Below are 18,062 nucleotides of genomic sequence, written 5' to 3' on the forward strand. Positions count from 1 at the left end.
CCGGTAGAATGTCCGCATCACCGTTTCCATTCCGTCCCATGCGTCTGCTTCTCGCGCTGCTCCTTCCCTGGCTCCAGTTCTTCACCATCGGCCGCCCCTTCGCCGGCATCTTCTGCCTGATCCTGCAATTGACGCTGATCGGCTGGATCCCGGCCGCGATCTGGTCGGTCTACGCGCTCAGCCAGTACAAGACCGACCAGAAGATCAAGAAGGCGATGGCAGGCCGGTAGCCCGGCTCCGGCGCTCGCCGGTCCGGCGATCCGCCCCCGTTTTCCCCGTTCCGGCCCGGGCGCGCACCCCGGGGCCGCCGTCCCTCTATAATTGACGATTCGATATCTATCCGGGGATGCAAACGGGTGCAGTTGGCGATTCATCCCCCTACCTGCGTGCAGCGATGAAATCCGCCGAGATCCGTCAGAAGTTCCTTCAGTTCTTCGAGTCCAAGGGCCACACCGTGGTGCCGTCCTCGTCGTTGGTGCCGGCCAACGATCCGACCCTGCTCTTCACCAACTCGGGCATGGTCCAGTTCAAGGACGTCTTCCTGGGCAACGAAGTGCGCCCGTACAAGCGCGCGACCTCGTCGCAGCGCAGCGTGCGCGCCGGCGGCAAGCACAACGACCTGGAAAACGTGGGCTACACGGCCCGGCACCACACGTTTTTCGAGATGCTGGGCAATTTCAGCTTCGGCGACTACTTCAAGCGCGACGCCATCCACTACGCCTGGGAACTGCTGACCACGGTCTACAAGCTGCCCAAGGAAAAGCTGTGGGTCACGGTCTACCAGGAGGACGACGAGGCCTACGGCATCTGGCAGAACGAGATCGGCGTGCCGGTCGAGCGCATCGTCCGCATCGGCGACAACAAGGGCGCGCGCTACGCGTCCGACAACTTCTGGCAGATGGCGGATACCGGTCCCTGCGGCCCGTGCTCGGAAATCTTCTACGACCATGGTCCCGAGATCTGGGGCGGCCCCCCGGGATCGCCCGAGGAAGACGGCGACCGCTACATCGAGATCTGGAACCTGGTGTTCATGCAGTTCGACCGCGACGCGTCGGGCACCCTGAACCCGCTGCCCAAGCCCTGCGTGGACACGGGCATGGGCCTGGAGCGGATCGCCGCGGTGTTGCAGCACGTGCATTCGAACTATGAAATCGATCTGTTCCAGAACCTGATCAAGGCCGCGGCGCGCGAAACCGGCTGTACCGACCTGGCGAACAACTCGCTGAAGGTGATCGCCGACCATATCCGCGCCTGCTCGTTCCTGATCGTGGACGGCGTGATCCCGGGCAACGAAGGCCGCGGCTACGTGCTGCGCCGTATCATCCGCCGCGCGCTGCGCCACGGCTACAAGCTGGGCCAGACCAAGCCCTTCTTCCATCGCATCGTCAAGGACCTGGTGGCCGAGATGGGCGAGGCCTATCCCGAGCTGGCCAAGGCCGGGGCGCGGGTCGAGCAGGTACTGCGCCAGGAGGAAGAGCGTTTCGGCGAAACGCTGGAACACGGCATGAAAATCCTGGACGGCGCGCTGGCCGCGCTCAAGCCGGGCGCCGCGCTGGACGGCGAGACGCTGTTCAACCTGTACGACACCTACGGCTTCCCGGTGGACCTGACGGCCGACATCTGCCGCGAGCGCAACGTGGACGTGGACATGGACGGCTTCGAGGCCGCGATGACCCGCCAGCGCGAGCAGGCCCGCGCCGCGGGCAAGTTCAAGATGGCCGCCGGCCTGTCGTACGACGGCGCCAAGACGGTATTCGAAGGCTATGCGCACCTGGCCGCGCAAGGCAAGGTCACGGCCCTGTACGTGGATGGCGCCTCGGTGCCGCGCATCGAGGCCGGGCAGGCCGCGGTGGTGGTGCTGGACCGCACGCCGTTCTACGCCGAGTCGGGCGGGCAGGTGGGCGATGCCGGCGTGCTGGTGCAGGGCGCGGCGCGTTTCGACGTGGAAGACACGCAGAAGATCCAGGCCGACGTGTTCGGCCATCATGGCAAGCTGGTCTCGGGCTCGCTGGCGGTGGGCGACACGGTCGATGCCCAGGTAGACGAAGTCCGCCGCGCGCGCACGATGCGCAACCACTCGGCCACCCACCTGATGCACAAGGCGTTGCGCCAGGTCCTGGGCGAGCACGTGCAGCAGAAGGGGTCGCTGGTGGACCCGGACAAGACCCGTTTCGACTTCGCGCACGACGCCCCCATGAGCGCCGACCAGATCGCGCAGGTGGAAGCCATCGTCAACCGCGAGGTGCTGGCCAACACGCCGGTGCAGTCGCAGTTGATGGCCTACGACGACGCGGTCAAGGGCGGCGCGATGGCGCTGTTCGGCGAAAAGTACGGCGACGAGGTGCGGGTGCTGGACATCGGCTTTTCGCGCGAGCTGTGCGGCGGTACCCACGTGGGTCGCACCGGCGACATCGGCCTGTTCAAGATCGTGAGCGAGGGCGGTGTGGCCGCCGGCGTGCGCCGGGTCGAGGCCATCACCGGCGACAACAGCCTGTCCTATCTGCAGAACCTGAACGCCACGCTGGCTTCGGCCGCGGGCGCGCTGAAGGTGCAGCCGGGCGACCTGCCGGCGCGCATCGGCCAGGTGCAGGACCAGTTGAAGGGCCTGGAGAAGGAAATCGCCCAGTTGAAGAGCAAGCTGGCCAGCAGCGCCGGCAATGACCTGGCGGCCTCGGCGGTCGAGGTCAAGGGCGTGAAGGTGCTGGCTGCCAAGCTGGACGGGGTCGATCCCAAGTCGCTGCGCGAGACCGTGGACCAGCTCAAGAACAAGCTCAAGTCCGCCGCCATCGTGCTGGCCGCCGTCGACGGCGGCAAGGTCAGCCTGGTGGCCGGCGCCACGGCCGACGTGTCCGGCAAGGTCAAGGCCGGCGATCTGGTCAATTTCGTGGCCCAGCAGGTGGGCGGCAAGGGCGGCGGCCGGCCGGACATGGCGATGGCCGGCGGCACGGATCCCTCGGGCCTGCCGCAGGCGCTCGCCAGCGTGCAGGGCTGGGTGGAAGGCCGCCTGTGAGCGGTGCGGCGGGAGAAGGCGCAATGAGTACCGAACCGGTGGCGTTCGATCTGGAGGTGGATGCCAAGGGGCTCAAGTGCCCCTTGCCCATCCTGCGTGCGAAGAAGGCGCTGGCCACGCTCGAGAGCGGGCAGGTATTGAAGGTGGTGGCCACCGACAAGGGGTCGGTGCGTGACTTCCAGGCTTTTTCCAAGCAGACCGGCAACGAGCTGCTGGCGCAGACCGACGATGGCGAAGTGTTCGTGCATTACATGAAACGCCGCTGACGGGCTACAGGTACTTTCTCCGCCCGCGGCGCTGAACCTGCCGTCGGGCGGCGTGTCATACCGCAGCTGGCGTTCGCCGGCGCGACCGTTCTCCCCAAGGTGACCCCCATGCGGCTACCGTCATTGCGTTGGCTTCTGGTCCTGGCGCTGCTCGTCGTGGGCGGCTTGGCGGCAATGGCCTTCCGCGACCGCGCCGTGCGCCCGATCGTGACCGGGCCGATCAGCGCCATCGTGTCCTTCGGCGACAGCCTGAGCGACGTCGGCACCTACAATCCCGGCGCAACCTATCCCGATCCGGCCACGCGCAGCGCGGCAGGTCAGCGTTTCACGACCAAGCCCGGGGAGGTCTGGGTGGAAGTGGTGGCCGACGCGCTGGGCCTCCCGATCAAGCCGAACCAGCAGGTCGATTTCGGCCCGCGCGGGCAAGGCGGCCGCATCGTGGACCTGGGCGGCAATGGCTATGCGCAGGGCGGTGCCCATATCGAGACCGACGCCGCGACGGCGCCGGCTCCGGATGGCATCCCGGCCGATGGCGGACTCCAGGGCGAGACCGCCGTTTCCATCAAGGCCCAGATCGACCGCTACCTGGCCACGCACAAAGGCTTCGACGGGACGGAACTGGTGCTGGTGCAGGGCGGCGGCAACGATTTCCTCGATGCCTTCCAGACCCTGGGAGACACCGAGCCCGAACCCGCGTCCGATGCCGACGACCGGATGGAGGCGCTGGTCCGGGCCAAGGCGGCCGCCATGGTGGCCCAGCTCAAGCGTCTGTCCGCGGCCGGCGCCAAGCGGATCGTATACGTCAACCTTCCCGACCTGGGCATGCTGCCGTTCATCCGCAATACCGAGCTGGAAGACCTGGCCACCGACGTGTCCGAGGGCTACAACGAACTCGTGGCCGGGGGGCTGTCGGGCACGGGCGTGCAGGTGTTCGATCTGGCCGGCCTGATCGACGATGCCGTCGACGACCCCGCCGCGGTGGGCCTGACCGTGACCGACAAGCCCGCCTGCACCAATTACGATGCGTCGCAGGGCGAGGTGGATGCACTGCTGTGCACCCCCGCCACGCTGGTGGAGCCGGACGCGGACCAGCACTATTTGTTCGCGGATTCCATGCATCCGACCACGGCCGGGCACCGGCTATGGGGAGAGAAGGTGGCGGCCTTCATCCACGATCGCTTTGGCGCGGTGGTCAAGCCGGTCCGGGTGGCCAGGGATACGACGGCTCGTTGAGCCGGGCAGGGCGAGCGTCACGGGGCTTTGGCTGCAATGGTGAAGACGACACCGAGCGAGTCCATGACCTTGCGCAGGGTCAGATAGTGCGGATTGGCCCCTGGAGCCAGGGCTTTGTACAGGCTTTGCCTGCCCAGTCCGGCTTTGCGCGCAATGTCGCTCATGCCGCGCGCACGCGCCACGGCTGCCAGCGCGGCAAGAAAGACGTCGGGGTTTGCGTCGCCGGCCGCTTCCGTGAGAAAGCAGGCGATGCTTGCTTCGTCTCGCAGGAATTCAGCCGCATCGAATTCGGCGGTGGTTGTTTTTGTCGGCGCTATCATGCGTGTCGCTCCCGCTTCAAGTCCCGCCAGATGGTCCTGGCGAGTTCGATATCGTGTTTCTGCGTGTCCTTGATGCCCGCACAGAGCAGGACGTAGATGTCGGCACCCTCCCGTGCGATGTAGAGCCGGTAGCCTGGGCCGATATGCAGGCGAAGTTCGTGGATGCCTTCGCCGATGGAACGCATGTCGCCAAAGAGCCCGTGCTGGACGCGCAGAAGCCGCATCAGGATGGCGCCACGGTCGCTTGGGCTTTTCAGCCGATGCAGCCATTCCGCGAACTGGTTCGTTCTCTTGATGATCAGCATGCCAAGTGTCTCCTCGTGGAGACAGTTTGTCAAGCATGCAGCGATATTTCAACCGTCGGGGTGATCTTTTTGTCATCCTTCGGTTCAGGGGGAGGGCGTTGCGGATAAGGAAACGGCCCCGGAAGGGGCCGTTCTCGCCGGTCGAAAATCCGCTGTCAGCCCAGTTTCGCCCGCTGCTCCCGCACCTTGTCCAGCGTATCGCTGAACTGGGCCAGCCGGGCGCGTTCCTGCTCCACCACGGCGGCCGGGGCGCGGTCGACGAAGCTGGCGTTGCCCAGCTTGCCGTTGGCTTTGGCGATCTCGCCTTCCAGGCGGGCGATCTCCTTGTCCAGGCGGATCTTCTCGGCGGCCACGTCGACCTCGATGTGCAGCATCAGGTGTGCGTCGCCGACCACCTGCACGGGGGCGCCGACGACGTCGGGCAACCGGTCGACCACCTTGACCTCGGTCAGCCGGGCCAGGGCCGCCAGGTAGGGGGCATTGCGTTCCAGGGCGGCGCGGTTGCCGGTGGCGTTCAGCGGCGCCTTCTGCGAGGGCGGCACGTTCATTTCGCCGCGCAGCGCGCGCACGGCGTCGACCTGGGCCTTGAGCTCGGCCATCGCGGCTTCGGCGGCCTCGTCGATCTTCTCGGCCTGGGCGGCGGGGTAGGGCTGCACGCCCACGCTGGTGGATTCGCCGGCGCGGCGCTTGCCGGCCACCACCGAGACCTTCTGCCAGAGTTCTTCCGTGATGAACGGGATGATGGGATGCGCCAGCCGCAGCACGGTTTCCAGCACACGGATCAGCGTCTGGCGCGTGCCGCGCTGCTGGGCTTCGTTGCCGGTCTGCAGCTGGACCTTGGCCAGCTCCAGGTACCAGTCGCAGTATTCGTCCCAGACGAAGCGGTACAGCGCGGTGGAGATGTTGTCGAAGCGATAGTCGTCGAAGCCCTTGGCGACCTCGGCCTCGGTGCGCTGCAACTGGCTGATGATCCACTTGTCGAACACCGACAGTTCCACCGCTGCGCCGGCTTCCACGCCGCAGTCCTTGCCTTCGACGTTCATCAGCACGAAGCGGGTGGCGTTCCACAGCTTGTTGCAGAAGTTGCGGTAGCCCTCGCAGCGCTTCAGGTCGAAGTTGATGTTGCGGCCCAGCGTGGCGTAGGCGGCCATGGTGAAGCGCAGCGCGTCGGCGCCAAAGGCCGGAATGCCCTCGGGGAATTCCTTGCGGGTCTTCTTGGCGATGCTCTCGGCCTGCCTGGGGTTCATCAGGCCGGTGGTGCGCTTGGCCAGGAGGCCGTCCAGGTCGATGCCGTCGATCAGGTCGACCGGGTCCAGGGTGTTGCCCTTGGACTTGCTCATCTTCTGGCCTTCGGCATCGCGGATCAGGCCGTGCATGTAGACGTGCCTGAACGGGACCTGGCCGGTGAAGTGCGTGGTCATCATGACCATCCGGGCGACCCAGAAGAAGATGATGTCGAAGCCGGTGACCAGCACCGACGAGGGCAGGTAGCGCGCCAGGTCGGGCGTCTGTTCGGGCCAGCCCAGCGTGGTGAACGGCACCAGCGCCGACGAGAACCAGGTGTCCAGCACGTCAGGGTCGCGGGTGAGCGCGCCGGCGTAGCCGGCGGCCGCGGCCTTGTCGCGCGCTTCCTGCTCGTTGCGGGCCACGAAGATGCGGCCGTCGTCGGCGTACCAGGCGGGAATCTGGTGGCCCCACCACAGTTGGCGCGAGATGCACCAGTCCTGGATGTTGTTGAGCCACTGGTTGTAGGTGGTGGTCCAGTTCTCGGGGTAGAACCTGACGCGGCCGTCGGCCACCACTTCCAGCGCGACGTCGGTGATCGACTTGCCGGGATGGTGGGTGCCCTCGGGCGCCGGCTTGCTCATGGCGACGAACCACTGGTCGGTCAGCATGGGCTCGATGATGGCGTTGGTGCGGTCGCCGCGCGGCACCATCAGCTTGTGCTTCTTGACCTCGGCCAGCAGGCCCTGGGCCTCGAGGTCGGCCACGATGCGCGTACGGGCCTCGAAACGGTCCAGCCCCCGGTAGACCTCGGGCGCCTCGTCGTTGATGCGGCCGTCCAGCGTCAGGATGGAGATCATGGGCAGGCCGTGGCGCTGGCCCACCGCATAGTCGTTGAAGTCGTGCGCGGGCGTGACCTTGACCGCGCCGGTGCCGAATTCACGGTCGACGTAGTCGTCGGCGATGACGGGAATCAGGCGGCCGGTCAGCGGCAGGCGGACCTGCTTGCCGATCAGGGCCTGGTAGCGTTCATCCTCGGGATGGACCATGACGGCGACGTCGCCCAGCATGGTCTCGGGACGGGTCGTGGCCACGACGATGGCGGCATCGCTGCCGTCGACCGGGTAGCGGATGTGCCACAGGTGGCCGTCTTCTTCCTCGCTGACCACTTCCAGGTCGCTGACGGCGGTCAGCAGTTTGGGGTCCCAGTTGACCAGGCGCTTGCCGCGATAGATCAGGCCTTGCTCGTACAGCCGCGTGAAGACCTCGGCCACGCCGCGCGACATGTCCTCGTTCATGGTGAAGTATTCGCGCGTCCAGTCGGGCGAGGTGCCCAGCCGGCGCATCTGGCCGGTGATGGTGCCGCCGGAGTGCTGTTTCCATTCCCAGACCTTCTCGACGAACTTGTCGCGGCCCAGGTCGTGGCGGCTGACCTTCTGCGCGTCGAGCTGGCGCTCGACCACGATCTGCGTGGCGATGCCGGCGTGGTCGGTGCCCGGGATCCACAGCGTGTCGAACCCGCGCATGCGGTGGTAGCGCGTCAGGCCATCCATGATGGTCTGGTTGAAGGCGTGGCCCATGTGCAGCGTGCCCGTCACGTTGGGCGGCGGCAGCTGGATGGTGAAGGCCCGGCCGTTGTCGGGGCCCTGGACGTGTACCCCGGCCTTGAAGTCCCCCCGTTGTTCCCACAGCGGATACCAGCGCGCCTCGATGGCGGCCGGCTCGAAGCTCTTGGGCAGTTCGTCGGTCTCGGTTTGAGGTTGGGGAGAGGCTGAGGTCATCGGTGTTCCGGAAATACGTCGGTCGGGCGCGCGGCGGTGCGCCGCAGGCGCCAAACCGAGGATTTTAGTGGATTCTTCAGAGGCTGACGGCAGGCGGCCGGCGTCTCTTCAGCGCGGAGAAAGGGGCTTGCTCTCGACGGCGGCGCGCCGGATCAGTTCTTTCTGGACGGCCTCGTCCACCAGCCGGCCGAGTTCTTCCCGCAGGTTGTAGGCGATGTCTTCCAGTGCGCGGGCGGCCGCCACTTCCAGCGAGGCCCGCATGCGGGTCTTCAGCAGGGGTTCCACCCGGTCGAGCAGGTCCTGCAGGATGGCGGCGCGCAGCGCCTCGATGCCGTCTTCGTCATCCGGACCTGGCGTGGCGGCGGGGGCGGCGGCAGGCGCGGCCACGGGCCAGGATGGAGCGGGGGGCAAAGGGGCCGGCTCCGCCTTCCTGGCCGGCTGCGGCAGGTCCAGGACTTCGGTCAGGAGCGGGATGCCGGCGTCGTCGCGCGGAGGGAAAGAAGGGGCTTGCATATCGGCTCAGGGCAACTGGTGGCGCGACACGTCGTGCCGCACGATGTTGTGGCCGCACTCCTGGTAGAAGCGCCAGCGTGCCCGTGCCGCTTCGCGGTCGGCGGGATCGTTGGTGACGATCTCGATGACGCGCTGGAAGCGGGTGTAGATGGGCGGCCAGGTGTCGTCCAGGTTCAACAGCCAGTCGTGGTGGGGCGTGGGCGCGTCCGAGGCGGTCAGCACGATGGGCGTGTCGGCCGCCAGCGGATCGTTGACGCGGACGTGGGGGATGAAGGAAATGTCGTCCAGCGCCCAGAGCATCTGATCGAAGGCGTTCAGGCGCCCCGTGTCGCGGCAGTACACCACCAGCCGGTGCCCCGCCTGGTGGCGGCGGGTGGCGATCTGGCAGGCGGTGCGCAGCCGGTCGGGGGCGCTGAAGGCGAAGTCGATTTCGGTCATGGGCGACGGGGCGTCAGACCAGGGACAGCAGGTACTGCGTCAGCAGCGGGACGGGGCGGCCGGTGGCGCCCTTGTCCTTGCCGCTGCGCCAGGCCGTGCCGGCGATGTCCAGGTGCGCCCAGCGATAGCCCTTGGCGTAGCGCGACAGGAAGCACGCGGCGGTGACGGCGCCCGCCGGCGGGCCGCCGATGTTGGCCATGTCGGCGAAGTTGGACTTGAGCTGTTCCTGGTAGTCGTCGTCCAGCGGGAGGCGCCATACCGGGTCCAGCGCCTGGCGCGACAGGCTGGTCAGCGTGTCGGCCAGGGCGTCGTCGGGGGTGAAGAGGCCGGTGTTGACGTGGCCCAGCGCCGTGACGCAGGCCCCCGTCAGGGTGGCGATGTCGATGACGGTGGAGGGCTTGAAGCGCTCGACGTAGGTCAGGGCGTCGCACAGGATCAGCCGGCCCTCGGCGTCGGTGTTCAGGATCTCGACCGTCTGGCCGGACATGGTGGTCACCACGTCGCCCGGCTTGTTGGCCCGGCCGCTGGGCAGGTTCTCGCACGCGGGCACGACGCCGATCACGTCCAGCGGCAGGCCCAGCTCGGCCACGGCGCGCAGCGTGCCGAACACGCTGGCGGCGCCGCACATGTCGTACTTCATTTCATCCATGCCGGCGGCCGGCTTGAGCGAGATGCCGCCCGCGTCGAACGTGATGCCCTTGCCGACCAGCACGACCGGGCCGCCGGCGGCTGCCTTGCCGCGCCCCGCTGGCTTCTGCCTGGCGCCTTCGTAGCGCAGCACGATGAACTTCGGCGGTTCGTCCGAGCCGCGCGCCACGGACAGGAAGGAGCCCATCTTCAGCGCCTCGATCTGCTTGCGGTCCAGCACCTCGACCTTGAGCTTGTGCGACTTGCCCAGCTTCTTGGCGGTCTCGCCCAGGTAGGTGGGGGTGCAGACGTTGCCCGGCAGGTTGCCCAGGTCGCGCGCGAGCGACATGCCGTTGGCGATGGCGCTGCCTTCGCGCAGGCCGGCCTCGGCCTCCTTGGCCTCGGATCGCTCGACCGCGAGGACCAGGCGCGCCAGCTTGGGCCGGCTGACGGCATCGCGCTTGCCGAAGGTGGCGTCGAAGCGGTAGGTGACTTCGCCCGCCGCGATGGCAGCCAGCCGCGCGCGGGTGCGGACGTCGGCCGACTGCATGGGGACGGCGGCCAGGGCCGACACGGTCTCGGTCACGCCCAGCGCCGCGACGGCGGCGAGGGCGGCGCGATGGGCGGCGGCCAGCGCCTTGGGCGACAAGGCCTCCTGCGACCCCAGCCCGGCCAGCACGACCCGCTGGGCCGCCACGCCGGGCAGGGACCTCAGCACCAGCGTTTCGCCCGCCTTGCCCTTGAAGTCGGTCTTGACGGCGGCGCGCACCGCGCCCTGGGCCGCCCGATCGACGGCATCGGCCGCCTGCGTCAGCACGCCGTCGGCGTGCACGCCGACCACCAGCGCGGCGGTCTTGATTTTCTCGGGGGCGGAGGTCTGTGTGCTAAAGTCCATGCGCGATTCTTCCTGTATGTAGTCGCGAGATTGTCAATTATCCCGCAGATGCGGGCCCCTCGCACAGGCCAGTACCGTGTCCCTGTTCCAGCGCTCCGTCAAAGACGAACTGACCAGCCATGCCAGCGTCGTATTCTCCACGCTCGTGGTCGTATGGATCAGCGTGCTGCTGGTGCGCCTGCTGGGCGAGGCGGCGGCCGGCCGCATCGGCGCCGACGTGGTCACGGGCATCGCCGCGTTCTCATCCATCAACGCCCTGCCCACCATCATCGCGGTCTCGGTGTTCATCGCCGTGCTGACCACGGTCACCCGCAATTACCGCGAATCCGAGATGGTGGTCTGGTTCTCCAGCGGCCTGAGCCTGGCCGACTGGTTCAGGCCCATCCTGCGCTTCGCCATTCCGTCGGCGGTATTGATCGCCACCTTGACCCTGGCCGCCTCGCCCTGGGCCCAGAAACAGATCGCCGAGTACCGCCAGCGCTACGAGCAGCGTTCCGACGTCTCCAAGGTCACCCCGGGCCAGTTCCTGGAGTCCAGCGGGATCGACCGGGTGTTCTACGTGGAGTCCGCCAACGACGCCGTGGACCGGGTCAGCAACGTGTTCGCGCGCTGGATAGAGAACGGCCGGCTCAACGTGCTGGTCTCGGGCGGGGGCATGCTCGAGGACCAGCCCAACGGCGACCGCTTCATGGTGCTGGAATCCGGCCATCGCTACGAATTCGTACCCGGCACGCCGCAGTTCCGCCTGATGAGTTTCGAGAAATACGGCGTGCGGATGGAGAGCAAGGGCCCGCCTTCCGCCGATGACCTGTCCACCAAGGCGCGCTCGACCATGCAGTTGCTGCGCGAAGGCGGGCAGGGCGCCGCCGGCGAATTGCTCTGGCGTGTCAGCATGCCGCTGCTGGCCATCAACCTGGCGCTGCTGGCCATTCCGCTGGGCGCGGTGAATCCGCGGCTGGGCCGCTCCGGCGACATCGTGATCGCGCTGCTGGTGGCCCTGTTCTACCTGAACATGGTCAACCTGGCCAAGGCCTGGGTGAACAACGGCCGGGTGGACTTCTTCGTCGCCCTGGTCGGGTTGCACGGGGCGGTCGCCGCGCTGACGGCGGCCCTGATGTATTTCCGCCTCAGGGTGAAGGCGCCGAAAGGGGCCTAGCGCGGGGCCTGGGCTGGTTCCGTGGCCTCCATGCTGCGAAATCCGACTATGCTAATTACTAAATATAATAAATAGCATGTCGTATATTACATTATGATCTATGGGTTGCCACGGCCCATCCGTCCGGGTTGGATGGCAGATCCATAGTGAATCGCACCATGAACCTGCAGCAATTCAAATTCGTCCGGGAAACCGTGCGCCGCGACTTCAACCTGACGGAAGCCGCGAGGATGCTCTACACGTCCCAGCCAGGGGTGTCCAAGGCCATCATCGAACTGGAAGACGAACTCGGCGTGAAGATCTTCGAACGCCATGGCAAGCGCATCAAGGGCCTGACCAAGCCCGGCCTGGCCGTCTCGCAGATCGTCGACCGCATCATGCGCGAGGTCGACAACCTCAAGAAGGTCAGCGACGAATACGCCCGGCGCGACGAAGGCGGCCTGACCATCGCCTGCACCCACACCCAGGCCCGCTACGCCTTGCCGCAGGTGATTCCCGCCTTCCGCAAGCTGTTTCCCAAGGTCCATCTGTCGCTGATCCAGGGCAGTCCGGGCCAGTTGGCCGACATGGTGCTGAACGAGCAGGCCGACCTGGCGGTCGCCACCGAGGCGCTGGCCCTGACTCCCGGCATGGTGACGCTGCCCTGCTATACCTGGGAGCATGTGGTGGTGGTCACGCCGGACCATCCCCTGGCCCAGCTGACGTCGTCCCAGGCCAAGAAACTGACGCTGGAGCAGCTCGCGCAATATCCCGTCATCACCTATGACCGCGCCTTCGCCGGCCGCAGCGCGATCGACCAGGCCTTCAGCTCGCAGGATGTCCACCCGGACTTCGTGCTCGAGGCCATCGATGCCGACGTCATCAAGACCTACGTCGAGCTGGGACTGGGGATAGGGATCATCGCCGGGGTCGCCTACGACCCCCGGCGCGACACCGGACTGGTCGGGCTGCCGGTGGGGCGCCTGTTCGGCATGCACACCAGCCGGATAGGCGTGAAGTCCGGCACCTTTCTGCGGGACTACGTCTACACCTTCGTCGAACTGCTGGCGCCCAGCCTGACGCGGGAAGTCGTCCAGAATGCGATCAAGCCATCGGACCAGGGCTGACAGGCTTTTCCTATCTCCGGAGCGATGTCGATCAGTTTAATCAAATGAGAATTCATATCATTCTTGTTGACTCTATAACGAGAATGATTATCATTTGGCGAAAGCAATCGACATCACGGAGATCGTCATGGCAGTCAGCGCAGTCGTGGTCGGGGCAGACCGGCTAGGCAACATCCCGGACCTGCTCAAGGGGCACAACATCGCCATCACCCACCATATCAGCGGGCGGGATCCGGCGCATCAGAAGAAGACGCTGCAACTGCCGTCGGGCACGGAGTTGCTGATCCTGCTGACCGATTTCCTCGGGCACAACGTGATGAAGGCCTTCCGCCAAGCCGCCCAGCGCGCGGGCATACAGGTGGTGGCGTGCCGGCGATCGGTGTGTTCGATGCAGCAGGCGCTCGAGAACTGTGGATTGTGCGGCGCCGAGGCGGGCGCGCCGTGCGCCCGCGTCGCGCAGGAAGAAGTCAGCGTGAAGCTGATTCCGAGGAAGCCAGGCGGCGGGCGCCGTTGAAGCGCTTCTTCCAGTAGGCCATGTCCATGCTTTCGACCCGCACGACCCCTCCCGACGAGGGGGAGTGCACGAAGCGGCCGTCGCCCAGGTAGATGCCCACGTGCGAGAATTTCCGGCGCAGGGTGTTGTAGAACACCAGATCGCCGGGTTGCAGGTCGCCGATGTCGATGGGGTCGCCCACCCGGCTGATTTCCTCGGCCCGGCGCGGCAGTTGCAGGCCCAGGACTTCACGGCTGACGTAGGCTACCAGCCCGCTGCAGTCGAAGCCGGCCTCGGGCGACGAGCCGCCCAGGCGGTAACGCACCCCCAGGTAATTCAGGGCGTAGGCCGCCAGTTCGGCCTGGCCGCCCACGGTGGTATCGGACTTGTCGTCCTGCCATTGGCCCGACAGGATCTTTTCCGGATCCAGCGGTTCGGTGCGGGACGGCACGGGGGAGATGCTGTCTTTCCACGACGGAACGGGGTGGCTGGGCAGACTGTACCGCGCCACGCGCTTGGCGGGCGTATCGGCAGCGGCCGAGGGACCGTTCTGCGGGGAGGGCGGCGATTGCGTGGCGCAGCCGGCCAGTATCGCGGACCCGACCAGCATGGCCAGCTTCCCACCCGCTTTCCGGACCTTCGTCCCGCCGGCCGGGAATCGTGGCCGGGATGCAGGGAGGCGAAGGGGAATGCGGGCCTTTTTCATTCGTATAGGGGGACGCTGGGCACAAGATGATACAAAAGTGGCGCTAAGATACCTCTTTGGCGGCGCCCAGGTCAATGCACTTGTGCGTGCAAAGCTATAAATCCGGCATGGGGACGCCCTACAATCCCCGTTTTTCCCCAACGAGGATTCCGTTCCATGAAGACCAAGCACGTCCTGACCGCCGACGACGTCAAGAAGATCCTGGCCGCCGCCGAAGCCGAGGCGCTCGCCAACAAGTGGGCCGTTTCCATCGCCGTGGTCGACGACGGCGGCCACCTGCTGGGCCTGCTGCGGCTGGACGGCGCTCCCGCGATCTCGGCCCACATCGCCCCCTCCAAGGCCCATACGGCCGCGCTGGGCCGCCGTGAATCCAAGGTCTACGAAGACGTCGTCAACAATGGCCGCACCTCGTTCCTGTCCGTGCCCACCATCCATGGCATGCTGGAAGGCGGCGTGCCGGTCGTGGTGGAAGGCGAGACCATCGCCGCGGTGGGCGTGTCCGGCGTGAAGTCCAACGAAGATGCGCAGATCGCCCGCGCGGGCATCGCGGCGCTCGGAATCTGAGTCCGCCAGCCGGGTTGGCCGCCATGTCCGGGCCGTCCATGCGCGGCGCCCTGAACCCGGGCGTCCGCCGGCGCGAGGTCTTCGCCTGGGCGCTTTATGACTTCGCCAACTCCGGCTACACGACGGTCGTCCTGACGGCCGTCTTCAATGCCTATTTCGTCGGCGTGGTGGCGGGCAATGCCCACTGGGCCACGCTGGCGTGGACGGCGACCCTGTCGCTGTCCTATTTGATCGTGATGCTGGCCATGCCCGGCCTGGGCGCCTGGGCCGATGCCCAGGCCGCCAAGAAGCGGCTGCTGGCGGCCAGCACCGTGGGCTGCGTGGCGGCCACGGCGGCCCTGGCGCTTGCCGGGCCGGGCGGCTTCTGGATCGCGGTACCTGCGATCATCATCTCCAACGTCTGCTACAGCGTGGGCGAATCGGTCATCGCCGCCTTCCTGCCCGAGCTCGCCCGGCCCCAGTACCTGGGCCGCGTTTCAGGCTGGGGGTGGAGCTTCGGCTACGTGGGCGGCATGCTGACTCTGGGACTGTCGCTGGCGGTCGTGATCGCGGCGCAGGCGGCGGGCCGGCCCGCCACCGACTTCGTACCCTGGACCATGCTGGTCACCGCCGCGGTCTTCGCCGCCGCCGCCGTGCCGGTCTTCCTGTTCCTGCGCGAACGCGCCCGGCCCGCGCGCGCGGCTGGCGGGCGGCCAGGCTTCATGCCGGTCATGCGCCAGCTCGCGGCTTCGTGGCGCGACTCGCGTGCCTTCCCCGATTTCCGCCGGCTGCTGATCTGCGGCGTCTTCTACCAGGCCGGCATCGCCGTCGTCATCACGCTGGCCGCCGTCTATGCCGAGCAGGTCATGAAGTTCGGCCAGACGCAGATCATGACCCTGGTGTTCCTGGTCAACATCGCGGCCGCCGCCGGGGCCTTCGCCTTCGGCTTCGTCGAGGACCGCATCGGCCACCAACGGGCCCTGGCCGCCACGCTGCTGGGCTGGATCGCGATGGTGCTGATCGCCTTCTTCGCCACCAGCCAGGGCGGCTTCTGGGCAGCCGCCACCATCGCCGGACTGTGCATGGGATCCAGCCAGAGCGCCGGGCGGGCGATGACCGGCGCCCTGGCACCGGCTTCCCGCCTGGCCGAATTCTTCGCCCTGTGGACCTTCGCCACCCGGCTCGCGTCCATCATCGGCCCGCTGACCTACGGCCTCGTGACCTGGGCCACCCAGGGCAACCACCGCCTGGGCATCCTGTCCACCGGACTGTTCTTCCTGATCGGATTGGCGGTGCTGCGGCACGTCGACATGGCCCGCGGCGTGAGGCGGGGCCACGAGGCCGAAGGGCTTACGCCTTCAGGTAGTTGAGCAGACCGAGCACCAGCGCGGTCGCCGGCACCGCCGAGGCGGCATACCACTTGACGTAACCGATTTCACGCCCGACCGAATCGATCTTGGTGTCGAGCCGGCTTTCCATGGCGCGCATTTCGCCGCGCAGTCCGGCCAGCGAGGCATCCGTGCGCTGCTCCATGGATTTCATCTCGCCCCGCAGGGCGTTCAAGCCGAGATCTATCTTGTGATCAAGAGCCTGTATATCCCGATGCAGGCTCTCGATGTCCCGCCGCATGCCTTCCTGCCCATAGTCGATTTTCGCATCCATAGCGGAGTCCATGGCAAGCACGACGGCCTTGGCGCGCTCTTCCGATACGCCCACAGCTGTCATCGAGGTAAAAAGTTCAACATGCACGATGCCGGCTCTCGATCGTAGAACGAGGAGCGATCATAGGCAACATCTCGATCCTGCGGGCATAGGGTCGGACAATTCCATCCGCCTCGCCGTTGCCTCCGCAGTTGCCAGGGCACAGCGGATCCGGCTTTGCCGGTCCGCCAGTGCCGCCCCCTGGGGGGCGCGCGTAAGCGCGTAGGGGGGTCAAGCCATCTCAGCGATCTTGACCTTCCACGTCTTCGGCCCGGTTTCATGCACCGACGTGCCGTTGGCATCCACGGCCACGGTCACGGGCATGTCCTGCACGTCGAACTCATAGATGGCTTCCATGCCCAGGTCCTCGAAGCCCACGACCTTGGCGCCGCGGATCGCCTTGGACACCAGGTAGGCCGAGCCGCCGACCGCCATCAGGTAGGCCGACTTGTGCTTGCGGATGGACTCGATGGCGACGGGGCCGCGCTCGGCCTTGCCGATCATCGAGATCAGGCCGGTCTTCTCCAGCATCATGTCGGTGAACTTGTCCATGCGCGTGGCGGTGGTGGGGCCGGCCGGTCCGACGACCTCGTCGCGCACCGGATCGACCGGGCCGACGTAGTAGATGACGCGGTTGGTGAAGTCCACCGGCAGTTTTTCACCGCGGGCCAGCATGTCCTGGATGCGCTTGTGCGCGGCGTCGCGGCCGGTCAGCATCTTGCCCGACAGCAGCAGGGTCTGGCCCGGCTGCCACGAGGCGACTTCTTCCTTGGTCAGCGTGTCCAGGTTCACGCGCGTGGACTTGTTGTAGTCCGGCGCCCAGTGCACGTCGGGCCACTCGTCCAGCGACGGCGGCGTCAGGATGGCCGCGCCCGAACCGTCCAGCACGAAGTGCGCATGGCGGGTGGCGGCGCAGTTGGGGATCATGGCCACCGGCTTGGAAGCGGCGTGGGTCGGGAACATGCTGATCTTGACGTCCAGCACGGTCGTCAGGCCCCCCAGGCCCTGGGCGCCGATGCCCAGCGCGTTGACCTTCTCGTACAGCTCGATGCGCAGTTCTTCCAGCTTGTTGCTGGGGCCGCGCTCGAGCAGTTCGTACATGTCGATGTCTTCCATCAACGACTGCTTGGCCATCAGCATGGCCTTCTCGGCCGTGCCGCCGATGCCGATGCCCAGCATGCCGGGCGGGCACCAGCCGGCGCCCATCAGGGGCACGGTCTTGAGCACCCAGTCCACCAGCGAGTCGCTGGGGTTGAGCATGACGAACTTGGTCTTGTTCTCGGAGCCGCCGCCCTTGGCCGCGACCTGCACGTCCACGGTATTGCCGGGAACCAGCTCCACGCTCAGCACACAGGGCGTGTTGTCGCGGGTGTTCTTGCGCTCGAACTGCGGATCGGCCAGCACCGAGGCGCGCAGCTTGTTGTCCGGGTTCAGGTAGCCGCGGCGCACGCCCTCGTCGCACAGTTCCTGCAGAGTGCGCCGGGTGTCGAAGCGCACGTCCATGCCGATCTTCATGAACACGTTGACGATGCCCGTGTCCTGGCAGATGGGGCGCTTGCCCTCGGCGCACATGCGCGAGTTGGTCAGGATCTGGGCGATCGCGTCCTTGGCCGCCGGATTCTGCTCGCGCTCGTAGGCGCGGGCCAGGTGGCGGATGTAGTCGACGGGGTGGTAGTAGCTGATGAACTGGATCGAGTCGGCGATCGACTGGATCAGGTCTTCTTCCTTGATGACGGTAGTCATGG

Annotated in this window: 18 protein-coding genes; 9 read left to right on the top strand and 9 right to left on the bottom strand. The window is 66.9% G+C overall.

What is annotated here, in order from left to right:
- The first annotated feature begins 38 nt into the window (after positions 1-38).
- The 4 genes from R4823_RS07245 to R4823_RS07260 all read left to right on the top strand — a co-directional run bounded on the left by R4823_RS07245 (position 39) and on the right by R4823_RS07260 (position 4,509).
- Positions 39-230 (top strand): YqaE/Pmp3 family membrane protein, encoded by a 192-nt coding sequence (locus tag R4823_RS07245; RefSeq protein ID WP_087839922.1) that lies wholly within the window; start codon positions 39-41, stop codon positions 228-230.
- Between the two features lie 164 nt (positions 231-394).
- Complete coding sequence (gene alaS, locus R4823_RS07250) at positions 395-3,010, top strand: alanine--tRNA ligase (RefSeq protein WP_338618130.1); 2,616 nt, start codon at positions 395-397, stop codon at positions 3,008-3,010.
- Between the two features lie 38 nt (positions 3,011-3,048).
- Positions 3,049-3,276 carry a sulfurtransferase TusA family protein gene (locus R4823_RS07255; protein ID WP_087839997.1) on the top strand — a complete coding sequence of 76 codons (228 nt, stop codon included), beginning with the start codon at positions 3,049-3,051 and terminating at the stop codon, positions 3,274-3,276.
- A gap of 108 nt (positions 3,277-3,384) precedes the next feature.
- Positions 3,385-4,509, top strand: coding sequence for an SGNH/GDSL hydrolase family protein (locus R4823_RS07260; RefSeq protein WP_087839920.1), 1,125 nt, complete (start codon positions 3,385-3,387; stop codon positions 4,507-4,509).
- 17 nt (positions 4,510-4,526) lie between these two features.
- Here the strand turns inward: R4823_RS07260 and R4823_RS07265 are convergent, their stop codons facing one another.
- The 6 genes from R4823_RS07265 to R4823_RS07290 all read right to left on the bottom strand — a co-directional run bounded on the left by R4823_RS07265 (position 4,527) and on the right by R4823_RS07290 (position 10,612).
- Positions 4,527-4,829 carry an addiction module antidote protein gene (locus tag R4823_RS07265; protein WP_338618131.1) on the bottom strand — a complete coding sequence of 101 codons (303 nt, stop codon included), beginning with the start codon at positions 4,827-4,829 and terminating at the stop codon, positions 4,527-4,529.
- Positions 4,826-5,134 carry a type II toxin-antitoxin system RelE/ParE family toxin gene (locus R4823_RS07270; protein ID WP_087839918.1) on the bottom strand — a complete coding sequence of 103 codons (309 nt, stop codon included), beginning with the start codon at positions 5,132-5,134 and terminating at the stop codon, positions 4,826-4,828. Before R4823_RS07270 ends, R4823_RS07265 begins: the two co-directional genes overlap by 4 nt.
- Positions 5,135-5,289: 155 nt before the next feature.
- On the bottom strand, positions 5,290-8,139 hold the full coding sequence (locus tag R4823_RS07275) for a valine--tRNA ligase (RefSeq protein WP_087839917.1): 2,850 nt from the start codon (positions 8,137-8,139) through the stop codon (positions 5,290-5,292).
- A gap of 108 nt (positions 8,140-8,247) precedes the next feature.
- Complete coding sequence (locus tag R4823_RS07280) at positions 8,248-8,652, bottom strand: hypothetical protein (protein ID WP_338618132.1); 405 nt, start codon at positions 8,650-8,652, stop codon at positions 8,248-8,250.
- Positions 8,653-8,658: 6 nt separating this feature from the next.
- On the bottom strand, positions 8,659-9,090 hold the full coding sequence (locus R4823_RS07285) for a DNA polymerase III subunit chi (protein WP_087839915.1): 432 nt from the start codon (positions 9,088-9,090) through the stop codon (positions 8,659-8,661).
- Between the two features lie 13 nt (positions 9,091-9,103).
- Entirely contained in the window at positions 9,104-10,612 is a 1,509-nt protein-coding gene (locus R4823_RS07290) for a leucyl aminopeptidase (protein WP_338618133.1), read from the bottom strand.
- A 76-nt stretch (positions 10,613-10,688) separates the two neighbouring features.
- Here R4823_RS07290 and lptF point away from each other — a divergent pair, with 76 nt between their 5' ends.
- From lptF to R4823_RS07305, 3 genes are all read left to right on the top strand, one after another.
- Positions 10,689-11,768, top strand: coding sequence for an LPS export ABC transporter permease LptF (gene lptF / locus R4823_RS07295; protein ID WP_132979232.1), 1,080 nt, complete (start codon positions 10,689-10,691; stop codon positions 11,766-11,768).
- 158 nt (positions 11,769-11,926) lie between these two features.
- Entirely contained in the window at positions 11,927-12,874 is a 948-nt protein-coding gene (locus tag R4823_RS07300; RefSeq protein WP_087839912.1) for a CysB family HTH-type transcriptional regulator, read from the top strand.
- Positions 12,875-12,995: 121 nt separating this feature from the next.
- Entirely contained in the window at positions 12,996-13,388 is a 393-nt protein-coding gene (locus R4823_RS07305) for a DUF2325 domain-containing protein (RefSeq protein ID WP_338619136.1), read from the top strand.
- On the opposite strand, the gene R4823_RS07310 is transcribed toward R4823_RS07305, so the two are convergent.
- On the bottom strand, positions 13,342-13,977 hold the full coding sequence (locus R4823_RS07310; RefSeq protein ID WP_338618135.1) for a C40 family peptidase: 636 nt from the start codon (positions 13,975-13,977) through the stop codon (positions 13,342-13,344). The genes R4823_RS07305 and R4823_RS07310 overlap by 47 nt on opposite strands.
- Positions 13,978-14,229: 252 nt before the next feature.
- Here R4823_RS07310 and R4823_RS07315 point away from each other — a divergent pair, with 252 nt between their 5' ends.
- Complete coding sequence (locus R4823_RS07315) at positions 14,230-14,637, top strand: heme-binding protein (RefSeq protein WP_087839910.1); 408 nt, start codon at positions 14,230-14,232, stop codon at positions 14,635-14,637.
- 23 nt (positions 14,638-14,660) lie between these two features.
- Complete coding sequence (locus R4823_RS07320) at positions 14,661-15,986, top strand: MFS transporter (RefSeq protein ID WP_338618136.1); 1,326 nt, start codon at positions 14,661-14,663, stop codon at positions 15,984-15,986.
- On the opposite strand, the gene R4823_RS07325 is transcribed toward R4823_RS07320, so the two are convergent.
- Positions 15,967-16,365 carry a hypothetical protein gene (locus R4823_RS07325; RefSeq protein WP_338618138.1) on the bottom strand — a complete coding sequence of 133 codons (399 nt, stop codon included), beginning with the start codon at positions 16,363-16,365 and terminating at the stop codon, positions 15,967-15,969. The genes R4823_RS07320 and R4823_RS07325 overlap by 20 nt on opposite strands.
- Positions 16,366-16,548: 183 nt before the next feature.
- Entirely contained in the window at positions 16,549-18,060 is a 1,512-nt protein-coding gene (locus R4823_RS07330; protein ID WP_338618139.1) for a fumarate hydratase, read from the bottom strand.
- Between the last annotated feature and the right edge of the window lie 2 nt (positions 18,061-18,062).

The sequence above is a fragment of the Pigmentiphaga sp. CHJ604 genome (genome assembly GCF_036972535.1).
Taxonomy (GTDB): domain Bacteria; phylum Pseudomonadota; class Gammaproteobacteria; order Burkholderiales; family Burkholderiaceae_B; genus Pigmentiphaga; species Pigmentiphaga daeguensis.

Coding starts and splice junctions, on each gene's coding strand:
- R4823_RS07285 (WP_087839915.1), bottom strand. CDS start 9,090: ATGACCGAAATCGACTTCGCCTTCAGCGCCCCCGACCGGCTGCGCACC.
- R4823_RS07290 (WP_338618133.1), bottom strand. CDS start 10,612: ATGGACTTTAGCACACAGACCTCCGCCCCCGAGAAAATCAAGACCGCC.
- alaS (WP_338618130.1), top strand. CDS start 395: ATGAAATCCGCCGAGATCCGTCAGAAGTTCCTTCAGTTCTTCGAGTCC.
- R4823_RS07245 (WP_087839922.1), top strand. CDS start 39: ATGCGTCTGCTTCTCGCGCTGCTCCTTCCCTGGCTCCAGTTCTTCACC.
- R4823_RS07320 (WP_338618136.1), top strand. CDS start 14,661: ATGTCCGGGCCGTCCATGCGCGGCGCCCTGAACCCGGGCGTCCGCCGG.
- R4823_RS07330 (WP_338618139.1), bottom strand. CDS start 18,060: ATGACTACCGTCATCAAGGAAGAAGACCTGATCCAGTCGATCGCCGAC.
- R4823_RS07280 (WP_338618132.1), bottom strand. CDS start 8,652: ATGCAAGCCCCTTCTTTCCCTCCGCGCGACGACGCCGGCATCCCGCTC.
- R4823_RS07270 (WP_087839918.1), bottom strand. CDS start 5,134: ATGCTGATCATCAAGAGAACGAACCAGTTCGCGGAATGGCTGCATCGG.
- R4823_RS07275 (WP_087839917.1), bottom strand. CDS start 8,139: ATGACCTCAGCCTCTCCCCAACCTCAAACCGAGACCGACGAACTGCCC.
- R4823_RS07315 (WP_087839910.1), top strand. CDS start 14,230: ATGAAGACCAAGCACGTCCTGACCGCCGACGACGTCAAGAAGATCCTG.
- R4823_RS07300 (WP_087839912.1), top strand. CDS start 11,927: ATGAACCTGCAGCAATTCAAATTCGTCCGGGAAACCGTGCGCCGCGAC.
- R4823_RS07310 (WP_338618135.1), bottom strand. CDS start 13,977: ATGCTGGTCGGGTCCGCGATACTGGCCGGCTGCGCCACGCAATCGCCG.
- R4823_RS07265 (WP_338618131.1), bottom strand. CDS start 4,829: ATGATAGCGCCGACAAAAACAACCACCGCCGAATTCGATGCGGCTGAA.
- R4823_RS07260 (WP_087839920.1), top strand. CDS start 3,385: ATGCGGCTACCGTCATTGCGTTGGCTTCTGGTCCTGGCGCTGCTCGTC.